General features: G+C 62.0%; 20 protein-coding genes. 10 read left to right on the top strand and 10 right to left on the bottom strand.

Annotated elements, in window-relative coordinates:
• Nucleotides 1-32: 32 nt before the first annotated feature.
• A complete protein-coding gene (locus S101446_RS07030; RefSeq protein ID WP_010506521.1) occupies nucleotides 33-479 on the top strand; it encodes a SufE family protein in 447 nt (148 codons plus the stop codon).
• Between the two features lie 110 nt (nucleotides 480-589).
• Here the strand turns inward: S101446_RS07030 and S101446_RS07025 are convergent, their stop codons facing one another.
• Entirely contained in the window at nucleotides 590-799 is a 210-nt protein-coding gene (locus S101446_RS07025; protein WP_010506519.1) for a heavy-metal-associated domain-containing protein, read from the bottom strand.
• A gap of 492 nt (nucleotides 800-1,291) precedes the next feature.
• Nucleotides 1,292-2,836, bottom strand: coding sequence for a hopanoid C-3 methylase HpnR (hpnR, locus tag S101446_RS07020; protein ID WP_087607988.1), 1,545 nt, complete (start codon nucleotides 2,834-2,836; stop codon nucleotides 1,292-1,294).
• Nucleotides 2,837-3,222: 386 nt separating this feature from the next.
• On the opposite strand from hpnR, the gene S101446_RS07015 reads away from it, so the two are divergent.
• Nucleotides 3,223-3,537 carry a hypothetical protein gene (locus S101446_RS07015; protein ID WP_025438979.1) on the top strand — a complete coding sequence of 105 codons (315 nt, stop codon included), beginning with the start codon at nucleotides 3,223-3,225 and terminating at the stop codon, nucleotides 3,535-3,537.
• Nucleotides 3,538-3,564: 27 nt separating this feature from the next.
• Here S101446_RS07015 and S101446_RS07010 read toward each other — a convergent pair whose 3' ends face one another.
• Complete coding sequence (locus tag S101446_RS07010) at nucleotides 3,565-4,125, bottom strand: HNH endonuclease (RefSeq protein ID WP_010506513.1); 561 nt, start codon at nucleotides 4,123-4,125, stop codon at nucleotides 3,565-3,567.
• Nucleotides 4,126-4,345: 220 nt separating this feature from the next.
• Between S101446_RS07010 and gluQRS the strand changes: the two genes are divergently transcribed.
• The 5 genes from gluQRS (at nucleotide 4,346) to S101446_RS18200 (ending at nucleotide 8,177) form a co-directional block, all read left to right on the top strand.
• The gene (gene gluQRS / locus S101446_RS07005; RefSeq protein ID WP_087607987.1) at nucleotides 4,346-5,224 is read left to right on the top strand and encodes a tRNA glutamyl-Q(34) synthetase GluQRS; all 879 of its coding nucleotides are present in this window, start codon (nucleotides 4,346-4,348) and stop codon (nucleotides 5,222-5,224) included.
• Between the two features lie 63 nt (nucleotides 5,225-5,287).
• Complete coding sequence (locus S101446_RS07000; protein ID WP_010506509.1) at nucleotides 5,288-6,490, top strand: pyridoxal phosphate-dependent aminotransferase; 1,203 nt, start codon at nucleotides 5,288-5,290, stop codon at nucleotides 6,488-6,490.
• 5 nt (nucleotides 6,491-6,495) lie between these two features.
• Entirely contained in the window at nucleotides 6,496-7,722 is a 1,227-nt protein-coding gene (locus S101446_RS06995) for a pyridoxal phosphate-dependent aminotransferase (protein ID WP_087607986.1), read from the top strand.
• A gap of 5 nt (nucleotides 7,723-7,727) precedes the next feature.
• Nucleotides 7,728-7,874, top strand: a complete 147-nt coding sequence (locus S101446_RS18205) for a hypothetical protein (protein ID WP_208620561.1) — start codon at nucleotides 7,728-7,730, stop codon at nucleotides 7,872-7,874.
• A gap of 60 nt (nucleotides 7,875-7,934) precedes the next feature.
• Nucleotides 7,935-8,177 (top strand): hypothetical protein, encoded by a 243-nt coding sequence (locus tag S101446_RS18200; protein WP_208620560.1) that lies wholly within the window; start codon nucleotides 7,935-7,937, stop codon nucleotides 8,175-8,177.
• 63 nt (nucleotides 8,178-8,240) lie between these two features.
• Here the strand turns inward: S101446_RS18200 and S101446_RS06985 are convergent, their stop codons facing one another.
• Complete coding sequence (locus S101446_RS06985; protein WP_010506506.1) at nucleotides 8,241-8,900, bottom strand: hypothetical protein; 660 nt, start codon at nucleotides 8,898-8,900, stop codon at nucleotides 8,241-8,243.
• Between the two features lie 414 nt (nucleotides 8,901-9,314).
• Here S101446_RS06985 and S101446_RS06980 point away from each other — a divergent pair, with 414 nt between their 5' ends.
• Entirely contained in the window at nucleotides 9,315-9,890 is a 576-nt protein-coding gene (locus S101446_RS06980; RefSeq protein WP_087607985.1) for a gluconokinase, read from the top strand.
• Between the two features lie 21 nt (nucleotides 9,891-9,911).
• Here the strand turns inward: S101446_RS06980 and S101446_RS06975 are convergent, their stop codons facing one another.
• Both S101446_RS06975 and S101446_RS06970 read right to left on the bottom strand, forming a co-directional pair.
• The gene (locus S101446_RS06975) at nucleotides 9,912-10,484 is read right to left on the bottom strand and encodes a cob(I)yrinic acid a,c-diamide adenosyltransferase (RefSeq protein WP_053322777.1); all 573 of its coding nucleotides are present in this window, start codon (nucleotides 10,482-10,484) and stop codon (nucleotides 9,912-9,914) included.
• A gap of 33 nt (nucleotides 10,485-10,517) precedes the next feature.
• Nucleotides 10,518-11,084: a DUF4142 domain-containing protein gene (locus S101446_RS06970; protein ID WP_087607984.1), complete on the bottom strand. Its 567-nt coding sequence runs from the start codon at nucleotides 11,082-11,084 to the stop codon at nucleotides 10,518-10,520.
• A gap of 558 nt (nucleotides 11,085-11,642) precedes the next feature.
• On the opposite strand from S101446_RS06970, the gene S101446_RS06965 reads away from it, so the two are divergent.
• Nucleotides 11,643-12,020 carry a DUF423 domain-containing protein gene (locus S101446_RS06965; RefSeq protein ID WP_039794055.1) on the top strand — a complete coding sequence of 126 codons (378 nt, stop codon included), beginning with the start codon at nucleotides 11,643-11,645 and terminating at the stop codon, nucleotides 12,018-12,020.
• Nucleotides 12,017-12,967 carry an SAM-dependent methyltransferase gene (locus S101446_RS06960; RefSeq protein WP_010506497.1) on the top strand — a complete coding sequence of 317 codons (951 nt, stop codon included), beginning with the start codon at nucleotides 12,017-12,019 and terminating at the stop codon, nucleotides 12,965-12,967. Before S101446_RS06965 ends, S101446_RS06960 begins: the two co-directional genes overlap by 4 nt.
• Here S101446_RS06960 and S101446_RS06955 read toward each other — a convergent pair.
• The 4 genes from S101446_RS06955 to S101446_RS06940 form a co-directional block, all read right to left on the bottom strand.
• A complete protein-coding gene (locus S101446_RS06955) occupies nucleotides 12,962-13,258 on the bottom strand; it encodes a hypothetical protein (RefSeq protein WP_087607983.1) in 297 nt (98 codons plus the stop codon). The two genes, S101446_RS06960 and S101446_RS06955, sit on opposite strands and share 6 nt — an antisense overlap.
• Before the next feature lie 69 nt (nucleotides 13,259-13,327).
• A complete protein-coding gene (locus tag S101446_RS06950) occupies nucleotides 13,328-15,001 on the bottom strand; it encodes a M3 family oligoendopeptidase (protein ID WP_087607982.1) in 1,674 nt (557 codons plus the stop codon).
• 57 nt (nucleotides 15,002-15,058) lie between these two features.
• Nucleotides 15,059-16,996 carry an OPT family oligopeptide transporter gene (locus S101446_RS06945; protein WP_087607981.1) on the bottom strand — a complete coding sequence of 646 codons (1,938 nt, stop codon included), beginning with the start codon at nucleotides 16,994-16,996 and terminating at the stop codon, nucleotides 15,059-15,061.
• Between the two features lie 9 nt (nucleotides 16,997-17,005).
• Nucleotides 17,006-17,584, bottom strand: coding sequence for a hypothetical protein (locus tag S101446_RS06940; RefSeq protein WP_010506490.1), 579 nt, complete (start codon nucleotides 17,582-17,584; stop codon nucleotides 17,006-17,008).
• Nucleotides 17,585-17,778 lie beyond the last annotated feature (194 nt).

Here is a 17,778-nt window from a genome sequence, read left to right as displayed (position 1 = left end):
GGCCCGTCATGAGGCCCCGCGTAACAGGAAAGATGATGACCGACCCCTTTGTTAAGCCCGAGGACGACACCGCCGCTGATGCCATTGCGGAAATTGGCGAGGAACTGGCCCTGTTTGATGACTGGATGCAGCGTTACCAGTACATCATCGAACTGGGGCGCAAGCTGCCGCCATTCCCCGCTGAATGGCAGGATGACGCCCATCGCGTGCCGGGATGCCAGAGCCAGGTCTGGATGGAAGTGCAGCCGCGTGATGGCCTGCTGTACCTGGCCGGCGCGTCGGATGCGGCCATCGTGTCGGGACTGGTGGCGCTGCTGCTGCGGGTTTATTCGGGACGCAGCCGGGACGAGATCCTGAATACGGACCCCGGATTCCTGCGTGACCTTGGCCTGGTGCAGGCCCTGTCCACCAACCGGGGCAACGGGGTGGAAGCCATGGCGCAGGCCATACGCAAGGCCGCCGCGGCGATGCCCGCCTGAATGCGGAACAGAAGTTTTCCGGGGGCCGCCTTTTTGAAAAAAGGCGGCATTTCCTGAAGCTTTTTGAAAAAAGCTTCACCAGGAACTTCTTTCACGCCTGTCCCGGCCGGTCAGTAACCGGCGTCAAAACCGGCATCGTCCACTGCGGCGAACAGGTCGTCGGGATTGGTGACGCGTCCGTCATAGGTGACGAAGGCCTTGCCCTGTTCCAGCGAGACTTCCACCATCGAGACGCCATCCACGGCTTGCAGCGCATTCACCACCTTGGACGCGCACCCGTCACAGGTCATGCCGCTTATGTTCAGTGTTATTGTTTCCATGATCTGATCGCCTTTACACCTGCTGGCAGCCTGTATGGGTGCCTGTGGTTGAGAACCGGACCAATTACACCAGATAAGGGCGTTTAACGCCATCATCCCCTTATTCCCAGGCGACGGACCCAGAAACGCGTCAAGGACATGATTGATGGTCCTGCACGGGCTGGCGGAGCAGGGGCCGGACCGGGTATGCTCCGGATTTTGATATTATCGACCGTAATAAAATTATTATCGGGAATTACGGACTGAAAAGCCATGATTCATGCCGCAGCCTATCACCCCATAACCTGCCGGGACGACGCGCAGCAGCATGCTGCACAGGATCATGGCTGTCGGTCAGGGCCTGTTTCTACGGGTCGGCAGGCGTGGAGCATGTCCCTGCGGGGAGTGGCCCGTCACAGATAACCGGGACGGTGTGTAGCGTCAGGATGCAAAAAAGGCCGGTGCATGAAGCAACCGGCCTTTCAGGTCATGAACGTGATGCGGCGTGACGGCTCAGTCAACCGTGCTCATGCGGGTTTCATCCACAAACTTTTCGGTATCATCATCCAGTTTGCGCGACTTGCGGCCGGCAGGGCCATGGACATACAGCGTCTTGCGATCGATTTTCTGATCGGTGCCTTCCGGCTTCAGCGGCATTTCGTATTCCGGCTTCTGCGCATGGTCGGCCATCTGCAGGTCGGGATTGAAGACCGAGTTGAACTTCCAGATCATGGTCAGGAAGTTGGTCTGCCCACGCAGCGCAAGACGCAGGGCAATGCCCAGCGTGTCCTTGATCGCGCTCCAGCCCAGATGCTTGTTGTTCAGGATCTGCTGGGTCTTGACCAGTTCTTCATAGAACTCACGCAGCGGCAGCGTGGTGGGCATGACCGCGTGCTGGATATCAAACAGGCGATAGTCGCGCGTGGTCAGCTTGCGGGACTCGCTTTCCCAGATTTCCGTGCCGGGGTAGGGGGTGGTGACCGAAATGTTCACGATGTCCGGGATTTCCAGGCACCACTGGCGGATCACCTCGAAGCGTTCGCGATCCCATGACGGGTCGGCAATCAGGTTGATGGCGACGATCAGGTCCAGCGAACGGGCGTATTCCAGCGCCTCGAAATTGCGGTCCATCGACACGCGCTTGCGGAACCGCTTCAGCCCTTCCGCATCGACTGCTTCCAGCCCGAGGAAGATGTAGCTCAGGCCGATTTCCTTCCAGACCGCGAACACTTCCTTGTTGCGCATCAGTACGTCGGCGCGGGTCTCGAGGTAGTATTCCTTCTTGATGTTGCGGCGCTTGATCTCATCGGCGATGGCAAGGCCGTGCTCGGCATGGACGAAGGCCACGTCATCGACGATGAAGATGCCGGGTTCCTTGATTTCCTCCAGTTCCTCGCCAATCACCTTGGCGCTGGCAGTGCGGTAGGACCGGCCATAGAAGGTCCATGCGCTGCAGAACGTGCAGTCCCAGGGGCAGCCACGGGCGAATTCGATCGACGCCGCCGGGTCCAGCGTGCCGATGAAGTACTTGCGGCGGTGGCGCAGCAGGTCACGCGCGGGACGGACTTCATCCAGGGATTCGATGAAGATCGGCGGCGGGCCATCGCCTTCCATGGTGACGACGCCGGGCACGGTCAGCAGGTCCTTGCCCTGTTCCCATGCCTCGAGCAGCAGACCGACGGTGGCGTCGCCTTCCCCCTTCAGCACGCAGTTGATGGCCCCGTCGGACAGTGCGAGCACGTCACGCGCGATGAACGAGATCGAGTGCCCGCCAATGAACAGGAACACGTTGGGCAGGCGCCTGCGCGTTTCCTTGCACAGGTCAATGATCTCGGGGACATTGGCCAGGTAGTTGCCCGAAAAACAGATGGCGTGCGGACGGAATCGCTCGACGCGTTCCCAGTAATCGGGATGCTTCTCGACCTGCAGGTCGATGATTTCCACATCATGTCCCTTGTTGCGCGCGGCACCGGCAACCAGTTCAAGCCCCAGCGGTTCAAGACGCAGGAAGACCTTCGTGTACATGAGCGAGCTTGGATGAACGGCCAGTAATCTCATTCTTTTACCTCAGGGCATCGATGGGGACGGTGTCACAGCACGCCAGTGCATACGCAATCCGATAACAAATTTACAGCCGGACCAGCGCCGTATTTGTATTTTTTATATATCAGACACGATTTAGAAAAAATAAGAATAATGACAGAGGGTGGCAATATAAGTGTGATCTGTCATCCAGTTCACGGTAATATCACCTATGCATTCAGTTAATGCCAGCACGCCCCTTGCTGTATTTCATGGGCTGGTATGTTTTTCTTTCATGCCCGGCTTTGGGGGTAGGGGACCTATGCGCTGCCAACGGGGCAGGGCGTGGATGACCGTCATGTCCCCTATCGCAACCGGCGCTTTCGTGGCAGTGTCGGCACCGCTTAAGCGACGGGGTCGAAATGAAGCTGAAAATCGTGGAAAGAATGTCCGCCCGCCTCGGGCTGCTGGCATGTGGGCTGGTTATGGTATGCGGCTGTACCGCTGAAATCGGGCGCAAGCCCTTCGAAAGTGACGTGAAGTGCCTGCGCGAACAGATGGGCACCACCATGCAGCTCAGCTTTCCCATCGCTGCGAACACCTGCCAGCGGATGAGCGACCACAACTTCGTCTTCAGCAAGAACCACAAGCATGCCGAGCCGCTGCCGCTGAAGCTGCGTGGCGCGCCCGACCTGCAGAAGATGGCGGACGAATACGGCTACAGCTATACAAAATAACGTGTCGGGGCCTGTGCCCCGATCCGTTCAGTTTTCCAGTTCGGTGTCCCAGTACAGGTAATCGCGCCAGCTTTCATGCAGGTAGTTGGGCGGAAAGGCCCGGCCGTTTTCCTGTAGCCTGCGGCTGGTGGGGCGTGTGGGCGTGCGGTCGGGATACATGCGGATCTGGTGGGGCATGTACGATCCCTTGATCAGGTTGCATGGGCTGCATGCCGTCACCACGTTTTCCCAGCTTGTGCGGCCGCCCTTGCTGCGCGGAATGACGTGGTCGAATGTCAGTTCCTGTGTCGGAAAGCGGGTGTTGCAGTACTGGCAGGAAAAATTGTCCCGCAGGAAGACATTGAAGCGGGTGAAGGCGGGCTTGCGGGCGGACGGGATATAGTCCTTCAGCGCGATGACGCTGGGCAGGCGCAGGCTGTGGGTGGGGGAACGCACGACGGTGTCATATTCGCTCAGCACCGATACGCGGTCCAGCCAGACGGCGCGGATGGCGTCCTGCCATGACCACAGGGAAAGCGGAAAGTAGGAAAGGGGCCTGAAATCGGCGTTCAGGACCAGGGCGGGCAGGTATTGACTGTCACAGGGCACGGACGCATTCCTTTCCGAATGCCGCGCACAATGCTTGGGCGTATCCTGTAGCGAAGCGAACGCCTGCGTTGTGCGTCGTCGTCAGATAACTGCAGGAATCTATTGCAGACCCCGCATGGCGTGGCAAGTCATGCTCACGGGGCGTCCAGATGCCCTTCATGCACGGAGGAAAGCAGGAAAATGACGGTGTTTTCAGGTATCCTGCTGTTTTAATTCGATAATGGCGTTCACGACCCGTTTTGCCCCAAGCCCCACCGGGCACCTGCATCTTGGCCATGTCGCATCAGCCCTGCGGGGCTGGCGGATGGCTGTGGAGTCGGGTGGGGTCTTCCTGCTGCGCGTGGAAGACATAGACACGGTCCGCTGCCGCCCCGAATTCATTGCCGACCTATACACGGACCTGGCCTGGCTTGGCCTGTCATGGCCACAGCCGGTGCGCAGGCAATCGCAGCACATGGCCGACTACCGCCGCGTGCTGGACAGCCTGCAGGCGCGTGGCCTGCTGTATCCATGTTTCTGCACCCGGCGCGACATTGCCGAAGCCGCAAGCGCCCCCCATCACGCCCCCGACGGCACGCTGGTCTATCCCGGCACGTGCAGGCACATGGATCCCGCGTTGCGGGCGGACATGCTGGCGGCGGGCGTGCCCCATGCGCTGCGGCTGGACATGGCGGCCACGCTGCGCCTGCCCGGTGCGCGGGACCTGACATGGCATGAACTTGGCCACGGTCCGCGCCCGTGTCAGCCGCGGCTGTTTGGCGACGTGGTACTGGCCCGCAAGGATGTGCCCGCGTCCTATCACCTGTGCGTCACGCATGATGACGCGCTGCAGGGCGTAAACCTTGTGACAAGGGGCGAGGACCTTATGGCCGCCACCGCGCTGCATCGCCTGCTGCAGCATGTCATGGGCTGGCCCGCGCCGTGTTACAGCCACCATCCCCTGTTATGTGACGACACGGGCCGGAGGCTGGCCAAGCGTGATGGCGCGGTCTCCATCCGCGCCATGCGCGCGGCGGGCATGACGCCGCGACAGGTATGCGCTGCCGCAGGCATGCCCGATCACATATCTGCTGTTTCCACCGCCGCGTCTTCGCACTAGGCTACGCGCCCGTTACCCGGCCGCGTGCCGGTCTGTCTTTCACTGTTGATGGATCTTGATATCATGGATCTTACCGCCGCCCGGCTGGACCGGATCAGCCCCAGCCAGACGATCGCCATCTCAACCAAGGCGCGTGCGCTCAAGGCGGCGGGAAAGGACATTATCAGCCTTTCCGCCGGTGAGCCGGATTTCGACACCCCGGACACGATCAAGAAGGCGGCCATGCAGGCCATCGCGGCGGGTGAGACAAAATATACCGATGTCGCCGGCACCCCGGCCCTGCGCCGCGCGATTGCCGAACGCTTCCGCGCCGATAGCGGCCTGGACTATACCTGGGACGAGGTGATCGTTTCCAACGGTGGCAAGCAGATCATCTATAACGCCATGGTCGCGACCATCAATCCGGGGGATGAGGCCATCATCCCCGCGCCATGCTGGGTGTCGTATCCCGATATCGTCTCGCTGGCCGAAGGCACGCCGGTCATCGTGCCGTGCAGCGCGGAAAACGGCTTCAAGCTGCAGCCTGCCGATCTGGAGGCCGCGATCACCCCGCGCACGCGCTGGCTGCTGCTCAACTCCCCCAACAACCCGACGGGCGCCGCCTATTCCGCCGAGGAAATGCGGGGCCTGTGTGACGTGCTGCTGCGCCACCCCGATGTGTGGATCCTGACGGACGATATCTATAACAAGCTGGTCTATGACGGCTTCCGTGCGCCGACGGTGGTGGAGGTGGAACCCCGCCTGCGCGACCGTACGGTGACCATGAACGGCGTGTCGAAGGCCTATGCCATGACCGGCTGGCGCATCGGCTATTCCGCGGCCCCCGTGCAGATGACGCGCGCGATGAACAAACTGCAGAGCCAGTCCACATCCGGCCCGTGTTCGATCAGCCAGGCGGCGGCGGTGGAAGCCCTGACCGGCCCGCAGGACTTCATCGGCACCATGGTCAGCACCTATCAGGCGCGGCGTGACCTTGTGGTGGGCATGCTGAACGAGGCCGCGGGCCTGCACTGCCCGGTGCCGGAAGGGGCGTTCTATGTCTTTCCGTCACTCGTCGGCTGTCTGGGCAGAACCAGCGCGGGTGGCACGCTGATCGACACGGATGAGGCCTTCGTCACCGCATTGCTGGATGAGGAAGGCGTGGCCGCCGTGCATGGCAGCGCGTTCATGTTCGCCGGCCATTTCCGCATTTCCTATGCCACCGATACCGAAAGCCTGAAGGAAGCCTGCCTGCGCATCCAGCGTTTCTGCGCCGGGCTGCGGTAAGGGATATGGACAGGGATGCTGACCGGACCCATCCGCTGTTTGCGCAGCGGATGGACCGCCTGACGGTACCAGCCACCATTGCCATGGCCCAGCGCGCGCGCAACCTGCGTGCGAAGGGGGAGAAGGTACTCTCCCTCGCCCTGGGGGAACCTGATTTCGCCACCCCCGCCGCCGTGATCGAGGCAGCGCACCGCGCGGCACTGGACGGGCAGACAAAATATCCGCCCGTTGATGGCACGCCCGCGCTGAAGGCGGCCATCGCGCGCAAGTTCGCGCGTGAGAACGGACTGGAGTACGCGCCAGCCGAAATCATGGTGTCCAATGGCGGCAAGCAGGTCATTTTCAACGCGTTCATGGCCACGGTGCAGCCGGGGGATGAGGTCGTTATTCCCCGTCCGTACTGGGTCAGCTATCCGCTGATCGTGCAGATGTTCGGTGGCACCCCGGTCTATGCCGACTGTCACGAAGCCGATGGCTTCCGCCTGACGGCACGGGCGCTGGAGGCGGCCGTTACGCCGCGCACCAAATGGCTTGTCCTCAACTTTCCCAACAACCCGACCGGCGGGACGATGGGGCAGGCTGACCTGGAGGCCGTGGCCGAGGTGCTGCGCCGCCATCCGCACGTCCATATCCTGTCGGACGAGATTTACGAACACCTGCTGTATGACGGATTGCGGCATCATTCCCTTGCCGCCGTGGCGCCCGATCTCAAGGGGCGCATCCTGACGCTGAATGGCGTGTCCAAGGCCTATGCCATGACGGGCTGGCGGGTGGGATATGTGGGTGGTCCCACGCCCCTGATCCGCGCCATGACGGCCATACAGGGTAGCGCCACGTCAGGTATCTGTTCCATAAGCCAGGCGGCGGCGGCGGCGGCGCTGGATGGTCCGGCGGATATTATCGCCCAGATGTGCGCAGTCTATGCCCGCAGGCGTGAAATGGTGGTGTCCACATTGCGGGCCATACCGGGGCTGACCTGCGCCATGCCGCATGGGGCGTTCTATGCCTATCCGGGGATTGCGGGATGCATGGGGCGTGTTTCGGCTGGTGGCCACCGGCTGGAAACGGATCAGGATTTCGCCATTGCCCTGCTGGCGGAACAGCATGTGGCGGTCGTGCATGGCTCGGCCTTCGGGCAGGGGCCTTACCTGCGGCTGTCCTATGCCACCAGTGACGATATCCTGAAGGAAAGCTGCGCACGGATCGCACGCTTTGTCGATGGGCTGAACTGACGCCCGTGACGGGCGCGCGATCAGTCCGGATCGGGGGAGGGGGGCAGAGCAGGAAGACCCCCTCCGTCACGATGGCGGGCAGCAGCGGCATGGCCAGTGGCAGTCCCGACAGGCCAATCGCCCCGGCGGATGCGGCGCAGGCCGCCATGTAGCCCGTGCGACCGCCCAGCCGTTCGGCAATGACAAACAGGAACACGGCGAGCAGTTCCAGTATGGCCGCCCCGCCCAGCCGCAACGGGTGGGCCTGTGTCTGCACGCCCATGTCCGACAGCAGGCGTAACAGGGCAGGCGACTGGCCATCTGCGCCGCCCAGCCCGAACATGAACGAAAAGGGCAGGATCAGCACGCCCAGTATATCGCGCAGCAGGTTTACCAGCCCGCTGACCAGTGGCAGCAGGACCATGATGGCCAGGCTGGCCGAAGTACAGGTCGCGACAATGACAAGTCCAACCTGACGTTGTCGGGCCGCCGGATTATGTCGCGGGGGTTCCGGAGTCATGCAGGTGCGCCGCCAGCGCCTAGCGCAGCCACCACTTGACGGGTTCGGGTTCGTCCGCCGGCGTCCCGTCCTGCGGGGTGGTGGCCTGTGTCGGTGCGGGGCGGGGATCTGCCGTACGCTGTCTTGATTTCAGGCGTGCCAGTTCTTCACGCAACTGGTCGTTTTCTTCACGGGCATTGTACAGATCCGCACGCACGGCCAGTAATTCCGTATCCTGCGCTGCCAGTTTTCCCTTGTGTTCCGCCGCGATGACATCGGCATGGCCAATGCGTGTGGTCAGGGAACGGATCTGTGCCTGCGCTTCCGACAGGCGCAGTTCAGCCTGTTCGCGCAGTTTCTGCTCGAACTGCACCTTGTGGCGCAACTGTTCGATTTCACCACGGTCTTCCTGCTGCGCATGAATGGCGCGTGGCGTGGCGCGCCCGGTAGCCAGGGAGTGATGTTCAACCCGGACATCGCCATCCTGCACGAATTTGCGCCGACGCTGCGTGGGATCGGCCTGACGGGCCGGGCGGGCCTTGGGTGCCGGTGCCTTTGTGCCGCCAGCGCCACGCGGCGCGGGCTTGCCCTTGCCCAGTCGTTCAAGCGCCTGTCGGAATGCGGATTCATTCACTTCTTCCCGATGGGCGTTCTGGTCTTCTTCTTTCGGGAAGGAAAGAAAATCATTATATGATGACACAGCGGAACTCTCGATAATCAATGCACCATGAACGGTGTGGCTGAAATTATATTTAGGAATCTATTCCTACAGCCAGTGTACCAATGGCGCCTGTCTTTAGGTGATTTACTGAGTATATAATTCTTTTCCGCCAACTTGCGCAAGGGGATAAGGAATAATATGGGCTGATAACATATTATTTATTATTTAAGGTTATTTTATAAGTAAAATAATATTTTCATAATATAATAAATAGAAAAATATAAATATAATTTTGCATATATTTTTATGCGTCATCTAATTGGTGTATAAAAATAGCATCTTATATTCTGGCGGTGCGTGATCGTACGCCGCAGGACGCTTGCGTTCAGGGGGCAGGTTGGTCCAGATAAGATGTAATATGGGTTTTCGTGATAATATCCGACAGGATGCGGAATGTGTAACATCAACCAGCAGGCGGTTTCGGTTTCTCTTTCACGCAGGCTGCGCCACGGTAAGCGACCATGCGTGCTGATTGTCATGGGGGTTTCGGGATGCGGCAAGAGCACCCTGGCCCAGCTTATGGCCGACCGCCTGGGGTGGCCCGTGATCGAGGGTGATGACCTGCATACCGCGCATAACATCGCCAAGATGAGCAGCGGCATCCCCCTGACGGATGAAGACCGCGCCCCGTGGCTGGACCGTATCGCGCAGCAGGTCCGGCAGTGGGGCGATGCGGGCCAGTGCGGGATCGTGACCTGTTCCGCGCTGAAGCGGAAATACCGCGAACATATTGGCGGCGGCAGTCAGGATGTCTGTTTTGTCTATCTCAAGGGGAGCAGGGAAGACATCGCGCCGCGCCTGAAGGAGCGGACCGGCCACTTCATGCCGGTCGCGATGCTGGACAGCCAGTTCGCGACATTGGAAGAGCCGGACATGGATGACGAAGTCGTCATGGCGCTGGATGTCAACGCAGCGCAGGATATCTTGGCGGAACAGGCCAGTGCGCATCTGTCCGGCCTGCCTGCGTGATGCGGGGATCCGCCCGCCCGTTCAGTTCAGGCCGGGCGGGGGGGAAGCGGGCGCCCATGTCAGGTCGGCCGCCCCGTTGTCATTAAGGTGGCGCCCCAGCACGAACAGGTAATCCGACAGGCGGTTCATGCAGGCGGGAATATCGGTGCCGATATCGTCCTGCCGCGCCAGCGTGGCCAGTCTTCGTTCCGCCCGGCGCACGACGGTGCGCGCCAGATGGGCGTGGGCCGCGGCAGGCGTGCCGCCGGGCAGGATGAAGCTGCGTAGCGGCGGAATATCCGCGCGCAGGCGTTCGACTTCCTGTTCCATGGCCTGAAGGGCTTCTGCCGCATGGGGAAGCGGGCGGGGCGGACTGGCAGGCATGCAGACCGCGCCGCCGATATCGAACAGCAGTCCCTGTATCCATGCAATGAACGTGGCGTTGCGGCCGGTGGGCAGGGTGCCGCGCAGCAGGCCGATGATGGCATTGGCTTCATCCAGCGCGCCAAGGGCCTCGATCCGCGCCGAATCCTTGGGAACCCGTTCCCCGTTGCCCAGCGATGTCTGTCCCCTGTCCCCGCCGCGCGTCACGATCCGGTCGATGCGAATGGTCATGAATGATCCTGTATGTAAATCCGGTCGCAACGGTTATCGGGTGGGCTTGCTGGCCCCAAGCTTCATGGCTTCGTTCAGGTGCGCCTGAAGCGTGTCCGCCGTGGCGGATGCATAGGCCTTCAGGTCCGGGTCGCTGGCTGATTCCGCTTCGTTCTGGAACATGGCCAGCGCATCGCTTGCCGCCTGGGCCTGCAGGTCAAGGTAGGTGCGGTCGAATTTGGTTCCGTTCTGGGTCTTCAGGTCATCTGCGACCTCGGCTTCGTCCGAACTCATGTCCTTGTGCAGTTCCAGGCCGTGCTTCAGCGTCATGGCAGACAGGGTCTTCTGGTTCGCTGTGTGCATTTTCAGCGATTTTTCAGCGAATTCCTGCACTTTCGGGCGCTTGGCCTGTGTCGTGGCCATTTTTGAAATGGTCATTTCAAATGTGTTCAGCGCGGAAACGTTTTCGGCAAAGGTGGAATCTGATTCCGTCAGCGGCGGCAGTGTCGGTGCCGCCGCGGTTGCCGCCGCGGGGGCGGGCGCAGGCGTGGGACGGGCCATGGCGACGGCAGGAAGAAGGCTGACAGACGCAAAAAGGAACCAGACTGCGTAATGTTTCATATTGTCATCTTCCTAACGTGTGAAACCCAGGCGGTTTTACTGAATGTCATGCCATTTTATCAGTTTTGGCGGACCATACAAAGCGGCCATGCGGGATGGGGCAGGTCTTGCGTAACCAGTTCCGGACAGGGTGTTGATAATAAAAACTGCTGTGTATCCGTGTAGATATCAGTAAAATTAAAATACATCTATATATAATTAATCATGTAAAATAATAATATATGTATAATAATAAAAAATAGTGTAAATTAAATGAGTTTATGAAATGACAATCAAATATATTAGTCTTTTTTTGTAAAATTTCCGGAAATTTCATGGATATGTCGCCTTGTATGGAACATTTTCGTTTCCTGCAGTAACGAATTCAGTTTCGTCGCAATGCCGGGACCTGACTGTGCCGGTGGGAACCGGTCCCGTGTATGAATGGAATTTCATGATACCGCCATCTGGCACGACAGCTTCCCGCCAGCGTGACCTATACGATTGACCCATGCGCGGAGTAGGGTGTGCCCGCCCGTGCCCGATGCGGGTCGTCACCCTGTTTTGCGGATACCCCGAATGCCTACTGTTGTCAGGTTCCTCTTGTGTTTTGCGGCACTGGCCGCGTTTTCCGGTGTCATGGGGGGCGCACTGACCGCTCATCTGCCCGACCGTTTCTTTGCCGAAGGCGGGCGGGACATGGCCCGTCAGGCCATACAGATGCAGATGTGGCACGCGCTGGCCATTATCGGCATTTCGGTCCTGATGATCCAGCAGGGGTGCAGGGTGCTGGTTTCCATGTCCGGCTGCCTTATGGCAGTGGGCACCATTCTGTTCAGCGTGGGCGTGGCGCTGACCGCGTTCTGGGGCATTCATCCCGGCCCGGTCGCGCCCACGGGTGGCAGCATGCTCATGCTGGCGTGGCTGCTTCTGGCCGTCGGGGTCATGCGTTCATGAATGCAACGGACAGTACACAACCGCCCTGGACAGTACGCAGCGCGTATCTGGCGCCCCCGGGGTTTGAAGCCGTCATGGAACAGGAACTGGCCCGGCGGGGTGCTGGCGACCTGTGCTGGCACGGGCGTCTGGCGTTGTCCGCCATGCCGCCGGTGGCCTGCCTGTGGGCGCTGGACATATGGGATGCGCCGGAAGAACACGCGGTCCCGTCCATAAAGGGGGCGGCGCGGATCATGCGGGCGATCCAGCGTAACTGGGCGGGATATGCGCCAACGCTGCACCGGCGCAGCGCGCTGGTCACCGATGCGCTGCCGCCGTTGCGGCCAAGACCCTTTGCCTTTCCCGCCGTCGGGCCGGATGCGCATCTGGGGGCATGGACGCTGCTTTCGGCTGACCGGCTGCTGCTGTCGCGGACCAAGTCCTCGCCTTTCATGAATGGCGAGGTCCCGTTTGTCGAAAACCGTACCGATCCGCCCTCGCGCGCCTATCTCAAGCTGTGGGAAGCCCTGCTGCGCCTGGGGCAGTGGCCGGTGGCCGGGGAAACCTGCATTGACCTTGGGGCCTGTCCCGGTGGCTGGACATGGGTTGCGGCCAGTTGCGGGGCGCATGTTACCGCCATCGACCGCTCGCCCCTGGCGGAAAACGTGGCGGGCCTGCCTAATGTGACGTGCCGGTACGAAAGCGCGTTCGGGCTGGATCCGGCCAGTTGCGATCCCGTGGACTGGCTGTTTTCCGATATCATCGCCTATCCCGCGCGCCTGCTGGCGCTGGCGCGGCGGTGGATTGATTCAGGCCGCGCCGCCCGCATTGTCATGACCATCAAGTTCCAGGGTGAAACCGACCATGACACGGCAGATGCCTTTGCCGCCATTCCCGGTGGCCGGGTGCTGCACCTGTGGCACAACAAGCATGAACTGACCTTTTTCTGGCGGCGCGATCCGTCATGAGGCGGTGTGGCGACGGCTGATCAGCCTGTCCGCCACTTCCACCACCGCGATCGCCAGCAGGCAGCATACAAGGGCTACAGCCATGACGATCAGCCGTTCCTGCTCGGTCGCGTCATTCGCCCCGGCCAGACGGTATAGCGCCAGCCACATGCCGGTTCCGGCAATGCGGTCCACCGTGCCCGCCACGACGGCGCTGAAGCGCAGGCTGAGCATGAACAAGCCCGTCAGCACAAGCACCGCCAGCGTCTTGCACACGGTCCGGGTAATGGTGGGGGGCGGGGTGGAAGACATGACTTCCCCTTGATGATGAAGGGCAGGTGACGCCCGCATGGGCGATCAGGCGATCAGGCGATCAGGCGATCAGGCGTTCAGGATATCGCGCGCCGTGCGGACCACATCGGCCAGCGTGCCCGGCTGGAAGGGCGACTTCAGACCTGCAGAACGGACCAGCCGGGTAAAGGGTTGCGCCCCACCCTGTGCGCACAGCGCGACATAGGCCTGCAATGCGCCATCCATGTCCGTACGGCTGCGGATCCAGAACTGCATCGCGCAGCACAGCGCCAGCGCGTAATCAATATAATAGAAGGGCGAGCGGTAGATATGCCCCTGCGCCTGCCACCGTCCCCCCATGGCCGGATGCGACAGGCCGCCATAGTTGCGCCACGGCAGGTAGCGCTGTTCCAGTCGCTTCCACGTGGCATGGCGTTCCGCCGGTGTCATGTGCGGGTTGGCATAGATCTCGGTCTGGAAGTGATCGACGCAGACCCCATAGGGCAGGAAGGAGAGGGAGGAGGTCAGGTGCATCTGCCGGAAGCGATCGCCCTGTCCTGCCTCCACCATCAGGTCGATATGCGGCCATGTCAGGAATTCCAGCGCCATGGAATTGATTTCGGCCCCGTCCATGGTCGGCCACAGCAGGTCAACGGCAGGCAGCCCACGGCTTTTCCAGTTCTGGTAGGCATGGCCCATTTCATGGGTGAAAACGTTGATGTCGTGCTGCGTGCCGTTGAAATTGGCAAAGATGAACGGCATGCCCACCGTGGGGAAGGACGTGCAGAACCCGCCTCCCGCCTTGCCGGGCCGGTTGACCAGGTCCAGATAGCCGCCATCGCGCATCCGCCCGAAAAATCCGCCCAGATCGCCGCCCATGCGGTCAAACATGGTCTGCGCGCGTGCCAGCAGCACGTCATGGTCCCCCGCCGGGCGCGGATTGCCCTTCGGGTCGATCAGCGGTTCATCCCATGAATACAGGACGTCCCATCCCATCGTCCCGCACCGCTTTCGCAGGATGTCATGGACCAGTGGCACGACATGTTCATGCACCTCGTCGCGAAAGCGCGCGACGTCTGCCGGGCCATAATCCACCCGGCGCATGCGGCGGTACGCCAGCGGGATATAACTGTCATAGCCCAGTGTTTCCGCCATGCCGTGACGCAGGCGGACCATCTGGTCAAACAGGGTGTCGAGCCGTGTGGCGTTCTGTTCGAAAAATGCCCATCTGGCCCGCTCGGCCGCGTGGCGCGTGGCGCGGTCCGTGCTTTCGGCATAGGGGGCAAGGCCGGACAGGTTGACGTGGGTGCCGTCAATTTCCACCCGCGCACTGGCCAGCAGGGTGGTGTATTCGCCACTCAGCCGGGCTTCTTCCTCCAGCGCATCGGCAATGCGGGGGTCGAAGGTGGTGATGTCGGTCTGCCACAGTTCCAGCGTATGGGGCGTGACCACCTGCGCCACCGCCGTGGGGTCGGGATATTCCAGCAGCCTGCGCTTCAGCGCGACTTCATGCGCCGTGACATGCGGCGTCAGGGCATCGGCATAATCACGGTCGGCGCGGGCGGCGGGGCTGGTTGTGTCCTGTGCGAAGCGCAGGTCGACCAGCGCGGACCAGCTTTCGTAATCGCGACGGATCGTATCAAACAGGCGGGCGGCATCCGGTACGTTGCCCTGGTCCAGCAGGGTCGAGACCTGACCAAAACGCAGCCCGAGCGCGTCGCGCGTGGGGCGTGGGAAATCAAGGCTGTCAAAATGGCGCAACATGCCGGGCAGGGTGCCATGGAAACCTTGCCTGCGTCCATGCCCGATTATCTGACGCGCCTACCGCCGGTTCCGCCGCAGTTGCATGGCGCAGAACCACGCGCACAGCGCACAGAACGCGCCCAGCCCCGCCCAGTCGGCCAGGGGCGCATTCATGCCCGCGGGCAGCAGTGAAAGCGGGCTGTCGCGCCCGCTCAGCGCGGACAGGCTGGCCAGTACCACCCCCGTCAGGCTTTCCCCCACGATCAGGCCCGATGCAATCATGGTGCCCTGATGACTGCCCGCACCCGCGGTCAGGCGGGTGATGACATGGCCCAGGATCGCGCCAATGGCCAGGGTGAGGGAAACGCTCATGGGCAGGTAGATGCCAACCCCCACCGCAAGCGGTGGCAGCGCGCCCCGTCCCGTGCGGCGCAGCCCGGCATCGATCCCGATCAGCAGGCATCCGGTTCCCACGCCCAGCAGCAGCATGTTCCAGTCAAGCTGATGCAGGAAAATGCCCGATGTGATCAGCAGCAGCAGCGCGGGCTGCGGGGCGGCCAGCGCATGGGTCGCGTCCATGCCCGCGCGCGGCATCGCCCCCACGAAACCATAGGTCTGGTACAGCACGTTCAGCACTGGCGGAATGATGACCGCCCCGGTCAGGCAGCCAATCAGCAGGACGGCTTCCTGCTTCCATGGCGTGGCGCCTACCAGCCGGCCGGTTTTCAGGTCCTGCAGGTTGTCATTGGCGATCGCGGCCGATGCCGTGATGGCGGTCAGGACATACAGGCAGAAGCCGATGGCGAAATGCTGCCCGTCCGCCCCCGCGAACAGCCCCAGCAGCCGCAGCATGACAAATACGCAGGACAGGCACATCGCGGCCAGGATGATGACGCCGGAAATGGGGGATGACGAAGATCCCACCAGCCCCGCCATGTACCCGCACGCCGCCGCCACGAACAGCCCGACGCCCGCGCAGCACGCAAGCCCCGCGATCGCGGCCACGAGTGCGGACAGGGCAGGCACGTAAGGATGCGCGAATACGAAAAACAGCCCCCCGACCACCATCAGCACGATACCGGCGACGGTGCGCATGGCGCGGGGGGAAAGGTCGGTTTCGGTGCGGGCGGCATGTGTATCGCCCTGCGTGCGTTCCAGCAGGGCGCGCACGCTGGCCAGCAGCGGGCGGCCCATGCGCAGCACCGTCCATATCGCGGCGATCCCGATCAGCCCCACGCCAATGAACCGTGCCTTGTCCTTCCATAGGCTGGTGGCAAACGCACCTGCGGGCAGGCCTGCCGGGTTGGGCTGGACATGCGCCATGACGGGCACGATGATTTCCCATGTCATCACCGCCCCCGTCAGCATCGCGATGCCCCCTTCCAGTCCAACCAGGTAACCCGCCCCCAGCAGCGCGGGCGAAAACCCCAGTGACAGGCGGAAGGCCGACACGCCCCAGACAGCAGTCGCCGTCATGCCATCCCCCAGCACGCGCAGCCCGGTGGTGGCGAAGGTCATGACCGCCGCCAGCACGCCGCCGTGCATCAGGGCGCGGATGGCGGCACGGTCCTCCCGCGCGGCGCCCGCGCGCAGGATCTCGGCTGCCGCCACCCCTTCGGGAAAGGGCAGGGCCGGGTCCGCCAGCATGACGCGGCGCAGCGGGATGGTGAACAGCACCCCCGTCATGCCGCCCGCCGCCACCAGCAGCGCCGTCAGCGCGAAGGGGAAATGCTGCCACACCCCGGCCATGACCAGGGCAGGCAGGCTGGCGAACACGCATGACAGCGTGCCCGCGGCGGAAGCCTGCGTCTGGACCAGGTTGTTTTCAAGGATCGTGCCCCCGCCCAGAAGCCGCAGCACCGCCATGGAAATGACGGCGGCGGGGATGGAGGTGGCGATGGTCAGCCCGACCCGCAGCCCCAGATAGACATTGGACGCGGTAAAGACGACGGTGATCAGCGCACCGATCACGATGCCGCGCCATGTCAGTTCGGATGGCTGGGAAGGATTGGCCAAGACGGCCCCTTACATCTTGTGGAAGGTCGGCATGACAAGATGCGCGCGGTTGAAGTCAAGCTGCGCCTTGGTCAGCTGGAAGCCGATCTCGATATGGTACTGGTCGCTGTGGATATGGCGCGACACCGGCAGCGTGATGGGGATGTTGCGCGTATGGGTCAGGTCCTGCATGCGCCCGTTGTCAAACGACACGTGGGCGACGAATTCCTTCTTGCTCTTGATCTCGCCATTGAACACCACGGCGACAAAATACGGGATGTTGACGAAATTCACGTTCGATGCCGGGCCACGTTCCACATGCAGCCCGATTTTCATGTTGGTCATGACGGTGCGCTTCTGTCCCGCCTCGCACGATCCGACCACGCGGGTCAGGCTGGCGCGCGCGACCAGGTGGGTCACGTCATGGTCGTTGCCGGAATACTGGTAGTAATCGGCGGCTTCACCGGGGATTTCCACCACGGGACAGGCCGGGGCGAAATCGATCGAATCGGATTCGCTGGAACAGGCGGCCAGCAGGGGCACGGCCCCCAGCATGCAGATTTTCAGGGCGTTTCGCGACAGGCGAGATAGCGCAAGGGCAGGAATCATGCGGGTATTCCGGGTAGGTCAGGTGTGGACAGAGGCCCGCCCCGCGGGGGATGGCCGGGGTGCGGCGCAATACCGGCAGGGCGACGGGGGAGGACAGACATGGCACAGTACGTTAGGATCAACGGGAAAATGGCTTGCGCCATTGCCGCGGTTTGCGTAGGGCCGGGACCATCGCACGGGAGACCGGCGCCGGA

Origin of the sequence: Komagataeibacter europaeus (assembly GCF_002173515.1) — a bacterium.
GTDB classification, from domain to species: domain Bacteria; phylum Pseudomonadota; class Alphaproteobacteria; order Acetobacterales; family Acetobacteraceae; genus Komagataeibacter; species Komagataeibacter europaeus.
Note: the sequence above shows the minus strand (reverse complement) of the source record. Positions and strands in the feature narration are given on the sequence as shown.